Source organism: Planobispora rosea, from assembly GCF_014648175.1.
GTDB classification, from domain to species: Bacteria; Actinomycetota; Actinomycetes; order Streptosporangiales; family Streptosporangiaceae; genus Planobispora; species Planobispora rosea.
In genome coordinates, this window is record NZ_BMQP01000008.1 from 16,620 (window position 1) to 31,581 (window position 14,962).

The window sequence follows — 14,962 nt, forward strand, 5'->3', positions numbered from 1 at the left end:
CACTCGACAGCCGACTCGACAGGGGGACACGGCGAATGACGGAGGCCTCTCTCGCCCGCGCCGAAACGACGATCCGGACCGGCACCGGATACGAGGCGGACCGCGCGCTCTTCCGGACCGTCCACGAGGTCGCGGTGGAGTACGCCGGGGCGGCCGTGCCGCGGGTGACCGCCGTGCTCCGGCACCGGCTGAACGGGGTGCCGGGCCTGGACGGGCCGGAGCTCCTCCGGATCGCGGAGGAGATCAGCGTGGGCCGGGATCCCTCCGGCCTGTAGCCATGTGGCGCCCGGGGTCGGCGACGACCCGCTGGAGGACCCGCCCGGCGGCGCCGAGGGTGGCCGCGTCGGCGCCGAGCCGTGAGACGGCCAGTTCCGGTACGGCCCGGCGCATCGCCCCCAGCCGGCCGGCCATGGTGTCGCGGGCCGGGCCGGAGATCCAGGGGAACAGCGGGGCGAAGACCCCGCCCAGCACGATCGTGCCGGGATCGAGCAGGTTGATCGCCGAGGTGAGGGCGATCCCCAGCGCGTTCCCGGCACGCTCGCAGGCTCGCAGCGCGGACGCGTCGCCCTCCTGAAGGCGGCGGACCAGCTCCGCCAGGGCGGGAGGGACGCCGGACCCGGCGCCCGGCCCCGCTCCCGGCCCGGACCCCGGCAGGTCCGCGCCGGGCGCCGGGAGAGAGGCCGGGAGGTCCAGCCCGGCGGCGCGGAGCAGGGCCTCCTGGCCGGCGTACTGCTCCAGGCAGCCCCGGCCGCCGCAGCGGCAGGCCGGGCCGTCCGGAGTGACGATCACGTGCCCCAGTTCCCCGGCGAGGCCGCGGGTGCCCCGGAAGAGCGTCCCCCCGACCACCAGTCCGGCGCCGATGCCGATCTCCCCGGACACGTGCAGGAAGTCGTCGGGCGCCGAGCCGAACCAGAGTTCCCCCAGCGCGGCGAGGTTGGCCTCGTTCTCCACCTCCACGGGGAACTTCCCGGGGAACTCCCCGGGGGGCCGCTCGCCCACCTCGCCGGTGAGGCCGTCCATGAGGTCTCCGACGCGGACGTCGCGCCAGCCGAGGTTCGGCGCGCTGTGCAGCAGGCCGCCGTCCACCGGGCCGGGGACCGCGAGCGTGGAACCGGCGATCGTCAGGCCCGCCGCGCGGGCTTCATCCACAGCCTTGTGGATAAGTTTTCGCAGGTGGGTAAGGGTCTCTGCGGGTGTGCACGCCCGGTTGTCCACAGCCTGTGCACAGCGCAGCCGTACGGCGAGCGTGAGATCCACGACGCATACGGAGAGGTAGTCGACGTTGATTTCCAGCCCGAGCGCCGCGACCCGCTCGCCGCTCAGGGCGAGCGTCGTGCCCGGCCGGCCGCGCTCGCCGTCCCGGAGCGTCCCCGTCTCGGTCACCATGCCCGCCGCGATCAGGTCGCCGACCATCTTGGAGACGGTGGTCTTGGTCAGCCCGGTGATCTCGGCCAGCGCGGCCCGGGTGACCGGCCCGCTCCGGCGGATCTCGGAGAGGACCACCCCGAGGTTGCGTGCGCGCATCGAGTCGTGCCGTACGGCCTGCGTCATGGAACCCCGCGTCGTCATCGAACCCACCGTCGTCGAACTCACCGTCGTCGAACCCGGTGCCATCGGACCGGGTGTCATGGAACCACCTGCGGAACCCGGCGGGGCCGCCCGGTATCCGACCCCTTGACGTTCTCACTCTCTCGACCCATATTAAATCCATAACGTGGATTAAATCGGAGGAACGCCTCATGAACGCCTACACGCCCACCCCGCAGGACCGCTTCACCTTCGGCCTGTGGACGGTCGGATGGCAGGCCCGCGACCCGTTCGGTGACGCCACCCGGGCCGCGCTCGATCCGGTGGAGACCGTCCACCGGCTGGCCGGGCTCGGCGCGTACGGCGTGACCTTCCACGACGACGACCTGCTGGCCGTCGAGCCCGACCGGGACAAGGCGATCGAGCGGTTCAAGGGGGCGCTGGCCGAGACCGGACTGAAGGTCCCGATGGCCACCACCAACCTGTTCACCCACCCCGTCTTCAAGGACGGCGCGTTCACCAGCAACGACCGCGACGTCCGGCGCTACGCGCTGCGCAAGGTGATCCGCAACATCGACCTCGCCGCCGAACTGGGTGCGACCACCTACGTCTGCTGGGGCGGGCGCGAGGGCGCCGAGTCCGACGCCGCCAAGGACGTCAAGGCCGCGCTCGACCGCTACAAGGAGGGGCTCGACCTGCTGACCTCCTACGTGATCGACAAGGGCTACGACATCCGCTTCGCCCTGGAGCCCAAGCCGAACGAGCCGCGCGGCGACATCCTGCTGCCGACCGTCGGCCACGCGCTGGCCTTCATCAACGAGCTGGAGCACCCCGAGCGGGTCGGCCTCAACCCCGAGGTGGGCCACGAGCAGATGGCCGGGCTGAATTTCGTGCACGGCATCGCCCAGGCGCTCTGGCAGGGCAAGCTCTTCCACATCGACCTCAACGGCCAGCACGGTCCCAAGTACGACCAGGACCTGATCTTCGGTCACGGTGACGTGAAGAGCGCGTTCTTCCTGGTGGACCTGCTGGAGAACGAGGGCTACGACGGCCCCCGGCACTTCGACTACAAGCCGCTGCGCACCGACGACGCCGCCGACGTCTGGGAGTCGGCCGCCGCGAACATGCGCACCTACCTGATCCTGAAGGAGAAGTCCAAGGCCTTCCGCGCCGACCCCGAGGTGCAGGCGGCGCTGGCCGCCAGCCGGGTCGGCGAGCTGGCGCAGCCCACGCTGGCTTCGGGCGAGACCCTTGAGGACCTGGCCCGCGACGACTTCGACCTGGACGCCGCGGCCGAGCGCGGCTTCCACTTCACCCGCCTGAACCAGCTCGCCCTGGAGCACCTGCTCGGGGTGCGCGGATGACGCTCGTGGCCGGGGTGGACTCCTCCACCCAGAGCTGCAAGGTGGTGGTCCGGGACACGGAGACGGGCGCCCTGGTACGGCAGGGCAGGGCGGCCCACCCGGAGGGCACCGAGGTCGATCCCGAGGCCTGGTGGACGGCGCTGGGCGAGGCGGTCGCCCGGGCGGGCGGGCTGGACGACGTCGCGGCGGTGAGCGTGGCGGCGCAGCAGCACGGCATGGTCTGCCTCGACGAGTCCGGAAATGTCGTGAGAAAGGCGTTGCTCTGGAACGATACCCGGTCGGCGCGCGCCGCCGTGGACCTGGTGGACGAGCTGGGCGGGCCGGCGAAGTGGGCCGAGGCGGTCGGCAGCGTGCCGGTCGCGTCGTTCACCGTGAGCAAGCTGCGCTGGTTGGCCGAGCACGAGCCGGACAACGCCCGCCGCACCGTGTCGGTGTGCCTGCCGCACGACTGGCTGACGTGGCGCCTGGGCGGGGCGTCCGGGGAGATCGCCACCGACCGGGGTGACGCCTCCGGGACCGGCTACTGGTCCCCCGCGGCCGGGGAGTACCGGACCGACCTGCTCCAGGCCGCCCTGGGCTCCGTACCCGGGCTGCCCCGGGTGCTGGGCCCCCGGGAGAGCGCGGGCGAGTTACGCGCCCGTCCGGGGGGGACGGACGCCGCAGCGCCGGCCCGGGGGCCGGCGCTGCTCGCACCGGGCACCGGGGACAACATGGCGGCCGCCCTCGGGGTCGGGGCGCGGCCCGGGGACGTGGTGGTCTCGATCGGGACGTCGGGGACGGCGTTCGCGGTGGCGGAGAGGCCGAACGCGGACCCGACCGGGGCCGTGGCCGGGTTCGCCGACGCCACCGGGCGGTTCCTGCCCCTGGTGTGCACGCTCAACGCGGCCCGGGTGCTCGACGCCGCCGCCCGGCTGCTGGGCGTGGACCTCGACCGCCTGGGCGAGCTGGCCCTCTCGGCTCCCGCCGGAGCCGGGGGGCTGGTCTGCGTGCCGTACCTGGAGGGGGAGCGCACCCCGAACCTGCCCGACGCCACCGGGTCGCTGCACGGGCTGACCCTGGCCACCTCGACCCCGGCCCACCTGGCCAGGGCCGCGGTGGAGGGCATGCTCTGCCACCTGGCCGACGCCTTCGACGCCCTGGGGCTGGACCCGGCCCGGGTGCTGCTCATCGGGGGCGGCGCCAGGTCGGAGGCGGTACGGCGGATCGCCCCCGCGGTCTTCGGACGGCCGGTGCTGGTGCCCGAGCCCGGGGAGTACGTCGCCGACGGCGCGGCCCGGCAGGCCGCCTGGCTGCTGGCCGGGGGCGACGAGCCGCCCGCCTGGGAGACGGGCCGGGCCGGACGCTACGAGGCCGACGCCGTCCCCGAGATCAGGACACGTTACGCCGAGGCCCGTCACCAGGGTTGACCGCCGCACTCCCGCGCCGCTCTCCGCCGCGCTGCTGCTCGCCGTACCGGCGCGAGCAGCGGAAGGCGCAGGGAGATCAGGGAAGCGGGAGGCTGCGGTGAGTCGGGGCTGACCGCCGTGCTCCCGCGCCGGGCAGGTGCGCGGGGTTCCCGAGGCCGGGGCCGAGGGCGGGCGGGGCCGCTGTGAGGGCCCGGGGGTCAGGGGTGGGATCAGGGTCGGGTCAGGGGTCGCTCCGGATGTTCGGAGAGGCGTTTCCGGGACAGGGTGGGACCATGCTCCGGTTGAAGACGCTCCTCCCCCTGATCGCCTGCGCGGGAATCCTGCTGGCGGTCGTCGGGGCCGTGGTCGGGCAGCTCGACCCCGACCCGTACCTCGACCCGCTCAACCTGACGGTCAGCGAGTACGCCGTGCTGGACCGGGGCGGGGCCACCGAGTTCTCCATGATGGCGCTGGGAGTCGGATCGCTCGCGCTGGTGGCGGGTCTGCGGATGGCGCAGGCTCCGACGGGCGCGGTGGCGGAGCGGCTGATGCTGGTGTGGAGCGGGGCGCTCCTGCTCATCGCGGTCGTGCCGACCACCGCGCCGGGGCTGGCCATGGACCTGGGCGCCCAGGTGCACCGCTACGTGTCGATCACCGCGTTCACGGTGATGCCGGTGGCGGGGGCGATGATGGCCGCGCGGTTCGGCCGGGACGAGCGGTGGCGTGCGGTGGCCAGGCCGCTGGAGTGGCTGGCGCTGGCCGGGGGGTTCGGGCTGCTGGCGATCACCTACGTGGCGCTGCCGGGGGACCGGGTGCTGATCGGCCTGGTGGAGCGGGTGCTGCTGGGCACCGAGGTCGCGCTGGTGGGTGTGCTGGCCGTACGGCTCGCTCAGCTGACCTGGCCGCGGGCGGCCCGCCTGCCGTGGAACCCGCGGGGCTCGCGGCTCGCCCGCCTGGCGCGGAGCGCGCAGGGCTCGCAGGGCTCACAGAGGTCGCGAGTCGCCCTGGGGTGACCCGTCCGCACCCGCTCGTACCTCCTCGTACCTCACTGTTCACGCCGGGCTCGCCCTGCCGTACCTTACCGTTTGCGCTGGTCTGATCCTTCTGTGCCCCATCGGTCGCGCTGCGCCGACTTGTCACTCCTCATGACTATTTCATGACATGTCACAAATAGGACACAGATATCTGGCCTAGTCAGTGCTATCCTCGTCGCCGATCTAGCGATCGCCCGGAGGGGTTCCCTCCTCCGGCGCCCCCGGACCGAACCGTCGAGGTGACATGGCATCGAGCAGGTCCATCCGGTTCAAGGTCTCCGTGCTCCTGGCGATCCCGCTGACCTCGCTGGTGGCGCTGTGGGCCTTCGCCGCGACCACGACCGTGGGCGCCGCGGTGGAGCGGCTCGACGTGGTCACCCTGAACGGTGCCATCATCAGACCTGCCGACCTGCTCCTGGGCAATCTCCAGCGGGAACACCTCCTGTCGGCCGAATACCTGGCCACCCGGTCGGAAGCGGACCGTTCCACGCTCCTCGGCCAGCGCGTGGCGACCGACCAGGCCCGTGCCCGGCTCCGTGAGGAGTCGTCGGACGACGCGGTGCAGTCGGCTCTCACCCCGCAGCTGAAGGACCTCTTCGGCAGGATGATGGAGCGTGTCGAGCGGCTCGACGTCATCCGCGCCAAGGTCGACGAGGGGGGCATCAGGCTTCCCGAACTCGCCGAGGAGTTCGGGGAGATGCCCGACGTGTTCCAGCGGCTCACCAACGGCATGACGATCGGGAACGCCCCCGAGGCGCGCGCCGTGGTCACGATCGCCTACGCCAAGGACATCCTCAGCAGGCAGCGCGCGCTCGCCGCCGGGGCGCTGGTGATGGACCGGCCGCTGGCGAGGGACGAGGCGCGCCTGTTCTCCCGGCTCTCCGTCACGCACGCCTTCCTCATGCGGCAGGGCCTGGGGGACCTCCGGACGGAGGCGCTGCGCGCCCCCTTCGCCGAGGTGGCGGCCTCGAAGCTGCACACCCGCTTCAACGACATGGAGAAGCGCCTGCTGGCCGGGACCGAGGTGCAGCACAGCGAGTGGCGGTCCGTCACCGACGAGCTGGAGGCGGCCTTCCAGACCCGGATCAGCATGGCCAACGCCCTCATGGTCGAACGGTCGACCCCCGCGGCCGTCGCCATCTTCGTCAGGGCCGGCGTCGCGGGCGCCATCGGTCTCATCGCGGTCGTCGCGTCGCTGATCATCTCCTACCGGGTGGGCCGCGGGCTCACCCGGGAGCTGGCCGGGGTACGGCGGGCCGCCGCGGAGATGGCCGAGGTGCGGCTCCCCCGCGTCATGGAGAAGCTGCGCCGCGGCCAGGAGGTGGACGTCGCGGCGGAGGTGTCCGTGCTGGAGCGGCTGGGCAGCACCGCCGAGGTCCACGACGTCGCCGCCGCCTTCGACAGCGTCCAGCGCCGCGCCCTGGACGCCGCCGTGGAGCAGGCCAAACTGCGCGAGGGCGTCGCCCGGTCCTTCCAGAATCTCGCCCGGCGCAAGCAGAGCCTGCTGCAGCGCCAGCTCAAGCTGCTCGACTCGATGCAGAAGCAGGCCGAGGATCCCGAGACGCTGGCGAACCTCTTCACGCTCGACCACCTCACCACCCGCATGCGCCGGCACGCCGAGGGCCTGGTGATCCTCTCGGGCGGGGCGGCGGGCCGCAAGTGGCGCTCCGCGGTGCCGATGGAGGACGTGCTGCGCGGCGCGGCCGCCCAGGTCGAGGACTACGCCCGGGTGCGGATCTACCCGATGCCGGACAGCACGCTGACCGGCGGCGCGGTGGCGGACATGATGCACCTGTTCGCCGAGGTCATCGAGAACGCCGCGGTCTTCTCCCCGCCCGGCAGCGAGGTGTCGATCCGGGGCGAGCTGGTGGGCCGGGGCTTCGCGGTCGAGATCGAGGACCGGGGGCTCGGCCTGGAGCGGGAGAAGCGCGAGGCGATCAACACCCGGCTGGCCACCCCGCCGGAGTTCGACCCGGCGGAGACCGACCGCCTGGGTTTCGCGGTGGTCGGCCTGCTGGCCGCCCGGTACGGGGTCAGCGTGTCCCTGCGGCCCTCGCCGTACGGGGGGACCACGGTGGTCGCCCTGATCCCCGAGACGCTGCTGGGCGAGCGGGAGTCGGCGCGGCCGGTGACCGGTGAGCCGGCGGGGCGCTCCGGGAAGGCGGGGAACCCGGTGAGCGCGGAGCTCTCGAAGATCGGCGAGGGTGCCGGCGGGAGCACGCGGCAGCCCGGGAGCGGTCCGGGGAACGGGCACACCGAACCCGGTGAGCTCCGTGAACTCCGCGAGTTCCGTGAGATCGCGGAACCCGTCCCGCTCGCCGGACAGATCCCGGCGCGGGCGCACTCCGCGATGGACGCCTGGCGGACGCCTCAGCGGCGCAACGGCGGGCTGCCCCGCCGGGTACGCCAGGCGAACATGTCGCCGCAGTTGCGGCAGCGGCCCGAGGCGGTTCCACCGGCCGGGGAAGAGGCGCAGGTCTCCGTCCCCACGGTCGAGGCGGAGCCCTCCGGGACCGGAGAGAGGTCGCCTGAAGAGGCGAGGGCGTTGCTGAGCTCGCTGCAGTCGGGGTGGCGTCGCGGGCGGTCGGAGAGCGAACACACTGGTGGGGAAGGGGCTTGACCACGTGCCGGGTGAGCTGTACTGGCTTCTGGATGATTTCGTCACGAGCGTGGCGGACGTCTCACACGCGCTGATCCTGTCCAACGACGGGCTGCAGATGGCCTCGTCGAGAGGGCTGAGCAAGGAGGACGCCGACCACCTGGCGGCGGTGGCCTCGGGCTTTCAGAGCCTGGCCAAGGGGACGAGCCTGCAGTTCGGCGGCGGAGCCGTACGGCAGACGATGGTGGAGATGGACTCCGCGTTCCTCTTCGTCACCGCGGCGGGCCAGGGCAGCTGCCTGTGCGTCATGACGACGGGAGCGGCCGACGTCGGCCTGATCGCCTACGAGATGGCCCGCCTGGTCGGCAGGGTCGGTCAGCACCTGGCCACCGAACCCCGGAAGGCGGGCCAATGAGCGGCGACTTCGAGTGGATCGACGAGGAGGCGGGGCCGGTCGTCCGTCCCTACGCCATGACCGGCGGACGGACCAAGCCGTCCTCGACGGCGTTCGACCTGCTGTCGATGGTGGTGGCGACGGGCGCGGAGATCTCGCCCCGAGCGCACCTCAGCTCGCAGCACCGGCGGTTGCTCGGGCTGGTCGGCCGGGCCCGGCCGATCGCGGAGATCGCCTCGGACATCGAGCTGCCGGTCGGGGTGATCCGGGTGCTGCTGGGAGACCTGCTGGACCAGGGGCTGATCCTGGTCCGCCAGCCGATGCCCGCGGCCACCTCGCCCGCGGAGAGCCTGCTCCTGGAAGTGATCAACGGCCTCCGTGCCCTGTAGGAGTGATCAACGGCCTCCGTGCCCTGTAGACGGGGCGCCTCCCCGCACCGCGTAACGTGGCATGACGTGGCATGACGTGGTCTGAACGTGACATGACCTGACGCGGCGTGGGCGCCGTCCCCGCTGGGACCGCTGTCCGCGCCCGACGGCGGTCCCGGCCGGGAAGCGGTACGCCGGAGAGGCGGGCCGCACGCGATAGCCATACATTTCTTCCTTCTCGGTACGTTAGAGGGGGAATATGGAGTGTTTTGAAAGCATATGAGCCGCCACTTTTTGTGTGAATTGCGGCAGTAAAGTGATTTGTTTCTGAATCGCTGACGGGTCTGGACGGAATGAAGTGACCGATGTGAAAATCGGTCGTGCTTCCGAGATGACGCTCGGTGATCCTGGGTTAACCGAGGGGAATCGAGGGAGTTCATCGGCATTGTGCCGATACCAGCCCATTCGCGAGAAAGGGAAACATATGAAGCGCTACGAGAAGCCACGTCTGACGGCGGCCGGCTCCTTCCGCAAGGTCACCGGCCTTCTTCAGTTCAGGGGTAACGACCGTCTGCTGCTGAGCAAGAACTAGCGGTCGCCCATCCGACTCATGGTCGCTGACACACTGGGTCGGCCACGCCACGGCGAGGCGTATTTCGCGGTTCTTCCCGACTGCGAATCCGCGCCCGCCGTGGCCGCGGCCCTGCGCACCCCCGCCGCCCGGACCGTCTGTCATGCCTCGGGCCGCCCCTGGCTGGTCGGGCACTGGCCGGACGGATCTCTCACAGTGGCCGAGGCGGGCGCCACCCGACTGGCTGTGATCGGCACCTGTCCCGTCGGCACCGAGCGGCTGACGGCCGAGGCGGGACGGCTGCGCGACCTGGCACACCTGGACCAGCTCGCCCGCTCCCTGCCGGGCAGTTTCCACCTGGTCGCCTCCCTGGACGGCCGCCTGCGCGTCCAGGGCACCGCCTCCGGGCTGCGCCTGGTGTTCCACGCCCGGGTCGGCGACCTGACGGTGGCCGCCGACCGCGCCGACGTCCTGGCCGCCGTCACCGGGGCCGAGATCGATCGGCGGCAGGTGGCGGTACGGCTGCTGTGGCCGGTGCCGCACCCCCTGCAGCACACCCCGATGTGGCGAGGGGTGAGCGCGGTCGAACCGGGAGACTGCCTGGTCGTCGAGACCGACGGGCGGACCGCCCGGCACCGCCGCTGGTGGGTTCCTCCCGAGCCGGTCCGCCCGCTGGCCGCGGGGGCCGAGGACGTCCGGCGGACGCTGGAGGAGGCGGTCGCCGCCCGTACGGCGGGTGGCGGCACGGTCAGCTTCGACCTGTCGGGCGGCCTGGACTCCACCTCGCTGTGCTTCCTGGCCGCCGCCCGGCCGCAGGCCCGTCTCATCGCCTCCACCTGGCCGGGACGCGACCCCGCCGACGACGATCTCGCCTGGGCCCGGCGCGCGATCGCCCACCTGCCGGGGGTCGAGCACGCGATCTGGCCGCCGGAAGACTCCCCCCTGGTCTACGCCGACCTGCTGGAGATCGACGACACCCTGGACGAACCGACCATCGGCGTGATGGACCGCGCCCGGGTGCTGTCACACGTGCCGGCCCTGGCGGCCAGGGGCAGCAGGCTGCACGTCACCGGGATCGGCGGCGACCACGTCGCCTGGTGCTCGGAGGCCGCCTACCACGGCCTGCTGCGCAGGCACCCGTTGCTGGCGATCGGGCGGCTGCGCGGTTTCCGGGCGCTGTTCCACTGGCCGGCCGGGCCGATGATGCGGGCACTGGCCGACGGCCGTCCTTACCAGCGCTGGCTGGCGGACGCCGCCACCGATCTGCGCGCTCCCGCGCCGCCGCCGGTGATCGGCGCGCTGGGCTGGGGGTCACCGCCCCGGGCGTTCGACTGGGTCACCGACCAGGCGGTGGAGACGGCGGCCGAGGTGATCGGCGAGGCGGCCGGGCGCGCCGAGCCGCTGGCGGCCGACCGGGGACGCCACGTCGACCTGCACGCCATCCGCGACGCCTGCCGGATCGTCCGGCAGTGGGAGCAGATGAGCGCCCGCGCGGGCCTGCCCATGTCCTCCCCCTATCTCGACGACCGGGTGATCGAGGCATGCCTGGCGGTACGGCCCCAGGACCGCGTCACGCCCTGGCGCTACAAACCGCTGCTGACGGAGGCGATGCGCGGAACCGTGCCCGAGGAGTGCCTGCGCCGCTCCAGCAAGGCCGAAGCGTCCCTGGACGCCGCCGAAGGGCTGCGCCGACACGGCGGCGACCTGTACGCCCTGTGGGAGGACTCCCGGCTGGCCCGCCTCGGGCTCGTGGACGCCGCGGCGCTCAAGGACCTGGCCGGCCGTCCCGACGCCCCGCACCTGCGTCACGCGATCGTGTATTCGACCATCGGCTGCGAGGTCTGGCTGCGGACCTTGGAGCCGTCGAGGAGAGAGGTGCCCTGATGAGCCTGCGGTTGCGCACCGATGTGGCCGCCACCGACACGGACTACGGAGCGGTCCTGCTCGACCAGCGCAGTGGTGAATTCTGGCAGCTCAACCCGACCGCAGCGTTGATCATCCGGCGGTTGACGGCCGGGGACAGTCCCGCCTCGGCCGCCGCCGCGGTGGCCGAGGAGTTCGAGGTCGGGCCCGACCAGGCGCTGGCCGATGTGCGGGAGCTGGTGGACGAGCTGCGGGCGGCCGGGCTGGTGGCACCATGAGCGTCCCCAGCGCGCTGGAGCGGCCCAGCGGGGTGCCGCCGGTCCGGCGGCTGGCGGCACGGATCGCGGTGGGAGCGGCTCTCCCGCTGAGCCTGCTGCCGCCGCGGCGGCTGCACGGCGTTCTGGCCCTGCTGAGCAGGGGCGCCGGACCCGCCCGGTACGCGCATGCCAAGGCGGCCCGGGAAGCGGTGCTGGCGGTGAGCCTGACCTGCCTCGGGTCGCACGGCTGCCTGCCGCGCTCCCTGGCCACCGCCCTGCTGTGCAGGCTGTGGGGCGTGTGGCCCACCTGGTGCGCGGGCGTCCGCGCCAGGCCGCCGTTCGCGGCGCACGCCTGGGTCGAGGCCGAGGGGCGGCCGGTCGACGAGGACGTGCCGGACGGCTATCTCCGGCCGCTGGTCACCGTCGCGCCGCGCCATGCTCGGTGAGGTGCTGCGGCTGGCGGCCCGTCACCGCTGGTCACTAGCCGCCGGGGTGGGGCTGACGCTGCTCGGCTCCGCACTCGGGCTGGCACAGCCGCTGCTGGTCAAACGGGTGATCGAGGAGGTCGGGGCGGGCCGTACCGCGTGGGGTGCGATCTGCGCGCTGGTCACCTTCTTCCTGGCCCAGGCCGCGGTGGAGGCGCTGGTGCGCTACGTCCTGGCGCGCACCGGTGAGGGCGTGGTGCTCGGGGTCCGCGTCCGCCTGGCCGACCGCCTGCTCCGGCTGCCGATGCCGCTCTACCACCGTTACCGCACCGGTGACCTGATCTCCCGGATGGGTGCCGACACCGTGGCGCTGCGCCGGGTCGTCTCCACCGGGCTGACCGACGCGGTGACCGGTGTCCTCGGTCTCGCCGGCGCCGTGGCGTTGATGATCTGGCTGGATGCCACCCTGTTCGCCATGGTCGCCGTGCTCGTCGCGGTGGCGGCGGCGACCACCGCCTGCGCGCTGCGCGCCATCCGCGCGGCGTCGCTGCGGGCCCAGGAGGCGACCGGGGAGATGTCAGCCGACCTGGAACGGGCGCTGGGCGCGATCCGCACCGTGCGCGCCGCGCGTGCGGAGCGGCGCGAGGCCGCGCGGATCACCGCCCATGCGCATGCCGCCCACGCGGGCGGGGTGCGGATGGCCCGCCACGACGCACTGGTGGCTCCCGCCGGAGACCTGGCGATCACCGGTTCGTTCCTCCTGGTGCTGCTGGTCGGCGGGGCGCGGGTGGCCGCCGGGGACGCCTCGGTGGCCGACCTGGTCGCGTTCGCGATGTACATGGTCTACCTGACCGGTCCGCTGGGATCGCTGGTCGAGGCGGTCAGCGTGATCCAGCAGGGCGCCGGGGCGCTGCACCGCGTCAGCCAGGCGCTGTCCTGGCCGGGCGAGCCGGACGACGGCGGCCCGCACCCGGCGCGGGTCGCGCGGGACGGCGGCCGGGCGCTGCTGGAGTTCCGTGACGTGTGGTTCGGCTACGAGCCGGACCGCCCGGTGCTGCGCGGGGTGTCGTTCCAGGTCCCCCCGCGCGGGCAGGTGGCGCTGATCGGCCCGTCCGGCGCCGGCAAGTCCACGCTGTTCGCCCTGGTCGAACGGTTCTATGACCCCGACCGCGGTCGCATCCTGTGCGACGGCGTCGATCTGCGGCGCGTGGATCGAGCCGCGCATCGCGCGGGCATCGGGCTGGTCGAGCAGGACTGCCCGATCATGCACGGCACGCTGCGCGACAACCTCACCTACGCCGCGCCGGACGCCGCGGCCGACGACCTGCGGCGGGTGATCGAGCTGGCCGGGCTGTCCGGGCTGGTCGCCCGGTTGCCGCAGGGTCTCGACAGCCCGGTCGGGGAGCGCGGTACGGCGCTGTCGGGCGGGGAACGCCAGCGCGTCGCCATCGCCCGGGCCCTGCTGGCCAGGCCGCGGCTGCTGCTGCTGGACGAGCCGACCGCCCACCTGGACGCCGAGAGCGAGGCGGCGCTGCGCCGTACGATCGAGCACCTGGCGGATGAGTGCGCCCTGGTGGTCATCGCGCACCGGTTCACCACGGTCCGCCGCGCCGCCCGGATCGTGGTGCTCGACGGGGGCCGGGTCACCGCCTGCGGCACGCACGAGGAGCTCCTCGAGCGCAGTCCCTACTACCGGGCCCTGGCCGCCGAATGGCTCGCCGGTGATCCCCTGGAGGGCGGTGATCCTCTGGAGGACATCACCGGAGACGCCGCCCGGGGCGGTCGCCACCGCGTCGCCCTGGGCGAGTAGGAGCGGCGCGGTGGCGGGCCCGGGGTCAGGCCTGGTTCGCGGTCAGGACCTTCAGAGAGTGCTCCACGAGCGTGATCAGCACGGTCTTGGCCGACGCGCGGCGCCGTACGTCGCACATGAGGACCGGCACGTCCGGGTCCAGGTCGAGAGCGGAGCGCACCTCCTCGGTGTCGTAGCGGTCGGCTCCGTCGAAGCAGTTGACCGCCACGATGAACGGCGTGCCGCGCTGCTCGAAGTAGTCGATCGAGGGGAAACAGTCGGTCAGCCGCCGGGTGTCCGCCAGCACCACCGCACCCAGCGCGCCGTAGGACAGCTCGTCCCACATGAACCAGAACCGCTCCTGGCCGGGCGTGCCGAACAGGTAGACGACCAGGCCTTCGCGGATGGTGATGCGGCCGAAGTCCATCGCGACCGTGGTGGTGGTCTTGCCCTCCACACCCTCGACATCGTCGATGCCGATACCCCGGTCGGAGAGCACCTCCTCGGTGCGCAGGGGGCGGATCTCGCTGATCGCGCCGACGAGCGTGGTCTTGCCCACACCGAAGCCGCCCGCGATGAGAATCTTGAGCGCGACGGGCTCGTCAGAGGGCTCGAAGTCCATTGATCACTTCCTTGAGAATGCGCTCACTCGCCGAGGCGCGTCCGATCGAGATGAGACCGTGGTCCTGCAGATCGCCCAGGAGGACGCGGACCACGCCGAGGGGCAGGTCGAGTTCCGAGGCGACGTCGGCGACCGGGGTCGCGGTGCTGACCATGGAGAGGATCCGTTCCTGTTCCGGCCCGGGGACGAAGTCCCCGGATGGGGCGGCCCCGGTCGCGGTGACCAGGGCGACCAGGTCCAGCGCGTCGCCGGAGGACCGGGTCCGGCCTCCGACGAGCGCGTACGGCCGGACGACGGGCCCGGCCTCCTCGTCCATCCAGCGGGTCATGACGGACCTTGGCGTGGATTGGTTGAGATGTGCTGGCCGACCCGCTTGACCAGCATCGCCATCTCGTAGGCGATGTGGCCGACATCGGCGTCGGAACTGCTGAGCACGGCGAGACAGGTTCCCTGCCCGGCCGCCGTGACGAAGAGGAACGCCGACTCCATCTCCACGATGGTCTGGCGGACGTCACCACCGCCGAAATGGCGTCCCGCGCCGCGCGCCAGGCTCTGGAACCCGGCGGCGACGGCCGAGAGATGCTCGGCGTCCTCCCGGCTGATGCCCGAGGAGAAGCCCATGGCGAGCCCGTCCGTGGACAGGATCACCGCCTGCCGCACCGCGCCTACCCGGCCGGTCAGGTCGTCGAGGAGCCAGTTGAGTTCGCCGGTGTTGCTTACTTTTCCGGCCATGTGACCTCCTCCGTAGGACTCATGACCGTGAT

Annotated in this window: 16 protein-coding genes; 12 read left to right on the forward strand and 4 right to left on the reverse strand. The window is 72.7% G+C overall.

The features are described 5' to 3' along the window. Nucleotides 1-35: 35 nt before the first annotated feature. Nucleotides 36-275 (forward strand): hypothetical protein, encoded by a 240-nt coding sequence (locus IEZ08_RS09970; protein ID WP_068920594.1) that lies wholly within the window; start codon nucleotides 36-38, stop codon nucleotides 273-275. Here IEZ08_RS09970 and IEZ08_RS09975 read toward each other — a convergent pair. Beyond that, nucleotides 244-1,569 (reverse strand): ROK family transcriptional regulator, encoded by a 1,326-nt coding sequence (locus IEZ08_RS09975; protein ID WP_229803020.1) that lies wholly within the window; start codon nucleotides 1,567-1,569, stop codon nucleotides 244-246. The two genes, IEZ08_RS09970 and IEZ08_RS09975, sit on opposite strands and share 32 nt — an antisense overlap. A gap of 170 nt (nucleotides 1,570-1,739) precedes the next feature. Here IEZ08_RS09975 and xylA point away from each other — a divergent pair, with 170 nt between their 5' ends. The 11 genes from xylA to IEZ08_RS10030 all read left to right on the forward strand — a co-directional run bounded on the left by xylA (nucleotide 1,740) and on the right by IEZ08_RS10030 (nucleotide 13,597). Beyond that, nucleotides 1,740-2,891: a xylose isomerase gene (gene xylA / locus IEZ08_RS09980; protein ID WP_189242039.1), complete on the forward strand. Its 1,152-nt coding sequence runs from the start codon at nucleotides 1,740-1,742 to the stop codon at nucleotides 2,889-2,891. After that, nucleotides 2,888-4,297, forward strand: coding sequence for a xylulokinase (gene xylB, locus IEZ08_RS09985; protein ID WP_189242040.1), 1,410 nt, complete (start codon nucleotides 2,888-2,890; stop codon nucleotides 4,295-4,297). Before xylA ends, xylB begins: the two co-directional genes overlap by 4 nt. Before the next feature lie 272 nt (nucleotides 4,298-4,569). Then, nucleotides 4,570-5,289, forward strand: coding sequence for a DUF998 domain-containing protein (locus IEZ08_RS09990; RefSeq protein ID WP_189242041.1), 720 nt, complete (start codon nucleotides 4,570-4,572; stop codon nucleotides 5,287-5,289). A 265-nt stretch (nucleotides 5,290-5,554) separates the two neighbouring features. Continuing rightward, entirely contained in the window at nucleotides 5,555-7,930 is a 2,376-nt protein-coding gene (locus IEZ08_RS09995) for a sensor histidine kinase (protein WP_189242042.1), read from the forward strand. Between the two features lie 4 nt (nucleotides 7,931-7,934). Beyond that, nucleotides 7,935-8,324 (forward strand): roadblock/LC7 domain-containing protein, encoded by a 390-nt coding sequence (locus IEZ08_RS10000; RefSeq protein WP_068920598.1) that lies wholly within the window; start codon nucleotides 7,935-7,937, stop codon nucleotides 8,322-8,324. Beyond that, complete coding sequence (locus IEZ08_RS10005) at nucleotides 8,321-8,692, forward strand: DUF742 domain-containing protein (RefSeq protein ID WP_068920599.1); 372 nt, start codon at nucleotides 8,321-8,323, stop codon at nucleotides 8,690-8,692. The genes IEZ08_RS10000 and IEZ08_RS10005 overlap by 4 nt, the downstream gene beginning before the upstream one ends. A 337-nt stretch (nucleotides 8,693-9,029) precedes the next feature. Then, complete coding sequence (locus tag IEZ08_RS39440) at nucleotides 9,030-9,263, forward strand: keywimysin-related RiPP (protein ID WP_229803021.1); 234 nt, start codon at nucleotides 9,030-9,032, stop codon at nucleotides 9,261-9,263. An 18-nt stretch (nucleotides 9,264-9,281) separates the two neighbouring features. Continuing rightward, nucleotides 9,282-11,126, forward strand: coding sequence for an asparagine synthase-related protein (locus tag IEZ08_RS10015; RefSeq protein ID WP_068920600.1), 1,845 nt, complete (start codon nucleotides 9,282-9,284; stop codon nucleotides 11,124-11,126). After that, entirely contained in the window at nucleotides 11,126-11,383 is a 258-nt protein-coding gene (locus IEZ08_RS10020) for a lasso peptide biosynthesis PqqD family chaperone (RefSeq protein ID WP_068920601.1), read from the forward strand. Before IEZ08_RS10015 ends, IEZ08_RS10020 begins: the two co-directional genes overlap by 1 nt. Further along, a complete protein-coding gene (locus tag IEZ08_RS10025) occupies nucleotides 11,380-11,808 on the forward strand; it encodes a lasso peptide biosynthesis B2 protein (RefSeq protein WP_068920602.1) in 429 nt (142 codons plus the stop codon). The genes IEZ08_RS10020 and IEZ08_RS10025 overlap by 4 nt, the downstream gene beginning before the upstream one ends. A 1-nt stretch (nucleotide 11,809) precedes the next feature. After that, on the forward strand, nucleotides 11,810-13,597 hold the full coding sequence (locus tag IEZ08_RS10030) for an ABC transporter ATP-binding protein (RefSeq protein ID WP_068920603.1): 1,788 nt from the start codon (nucleotides 11,810-11,812) through the stop codon (nucleotides 13,595-13,597). Between the two features lie 25 nt (nucleotides 13,598-13,622). On the opposite strand, the gene IEZ08_RS10035 is transcribed toward IEZ08_RS10030, so the two are convergent. The 3 genes from IEZ08_RS10035 to IEZ08_RS10045 are packed head-to-tail and all read right to left on the reverse strand — an operon-like array spanning nucleotide 13,623 to nucleotide 14,930. After that, complete coding sequence (locus tag IEZ08_RS10035) at nucleotides 13,623-14,198, reverse strand: GTP-binding protein (RefSeq protein WP_068920604.1); 576 nt, start codon at nucleotides 14,196-14,198, stop codon at nucleotides 13,623-13,625. Beyond that, a complete protein-coding gene (locus IEZ08_RS10040; protein ID WP_068920605.1) occupies nucleotides 14,179-14,526 on the reverse strand; it encodes a DUF742 domain-containing protein in 348 nt (115 codons plus the stop codon). Before IEZ08_RS10040 ends, IEZ08_RS10035 begins: the two co-directional genes overlap by 20 nt. Beyond that, the gene (locus tag IEZ08_RS10045) at nucleotides 14,523-14,930 is read right to left on the reverse strand and encodes a roadblock/LC7 domain-containing protein (RefSeq protein ID WP_068920606.1); all 408 of its coding nucleotides are present in this window, start codon (nucleotides 14,928-14,930) and stop codon (nucleotides 14,523-14,525) included. Before IEZ08_RS10045 ends, IEZ08_RS10040 begins: the two co-directional genes overlap by 4 nt. Nucleotides 14,931-14,962 lie beyond the last annotated feature (32 nt).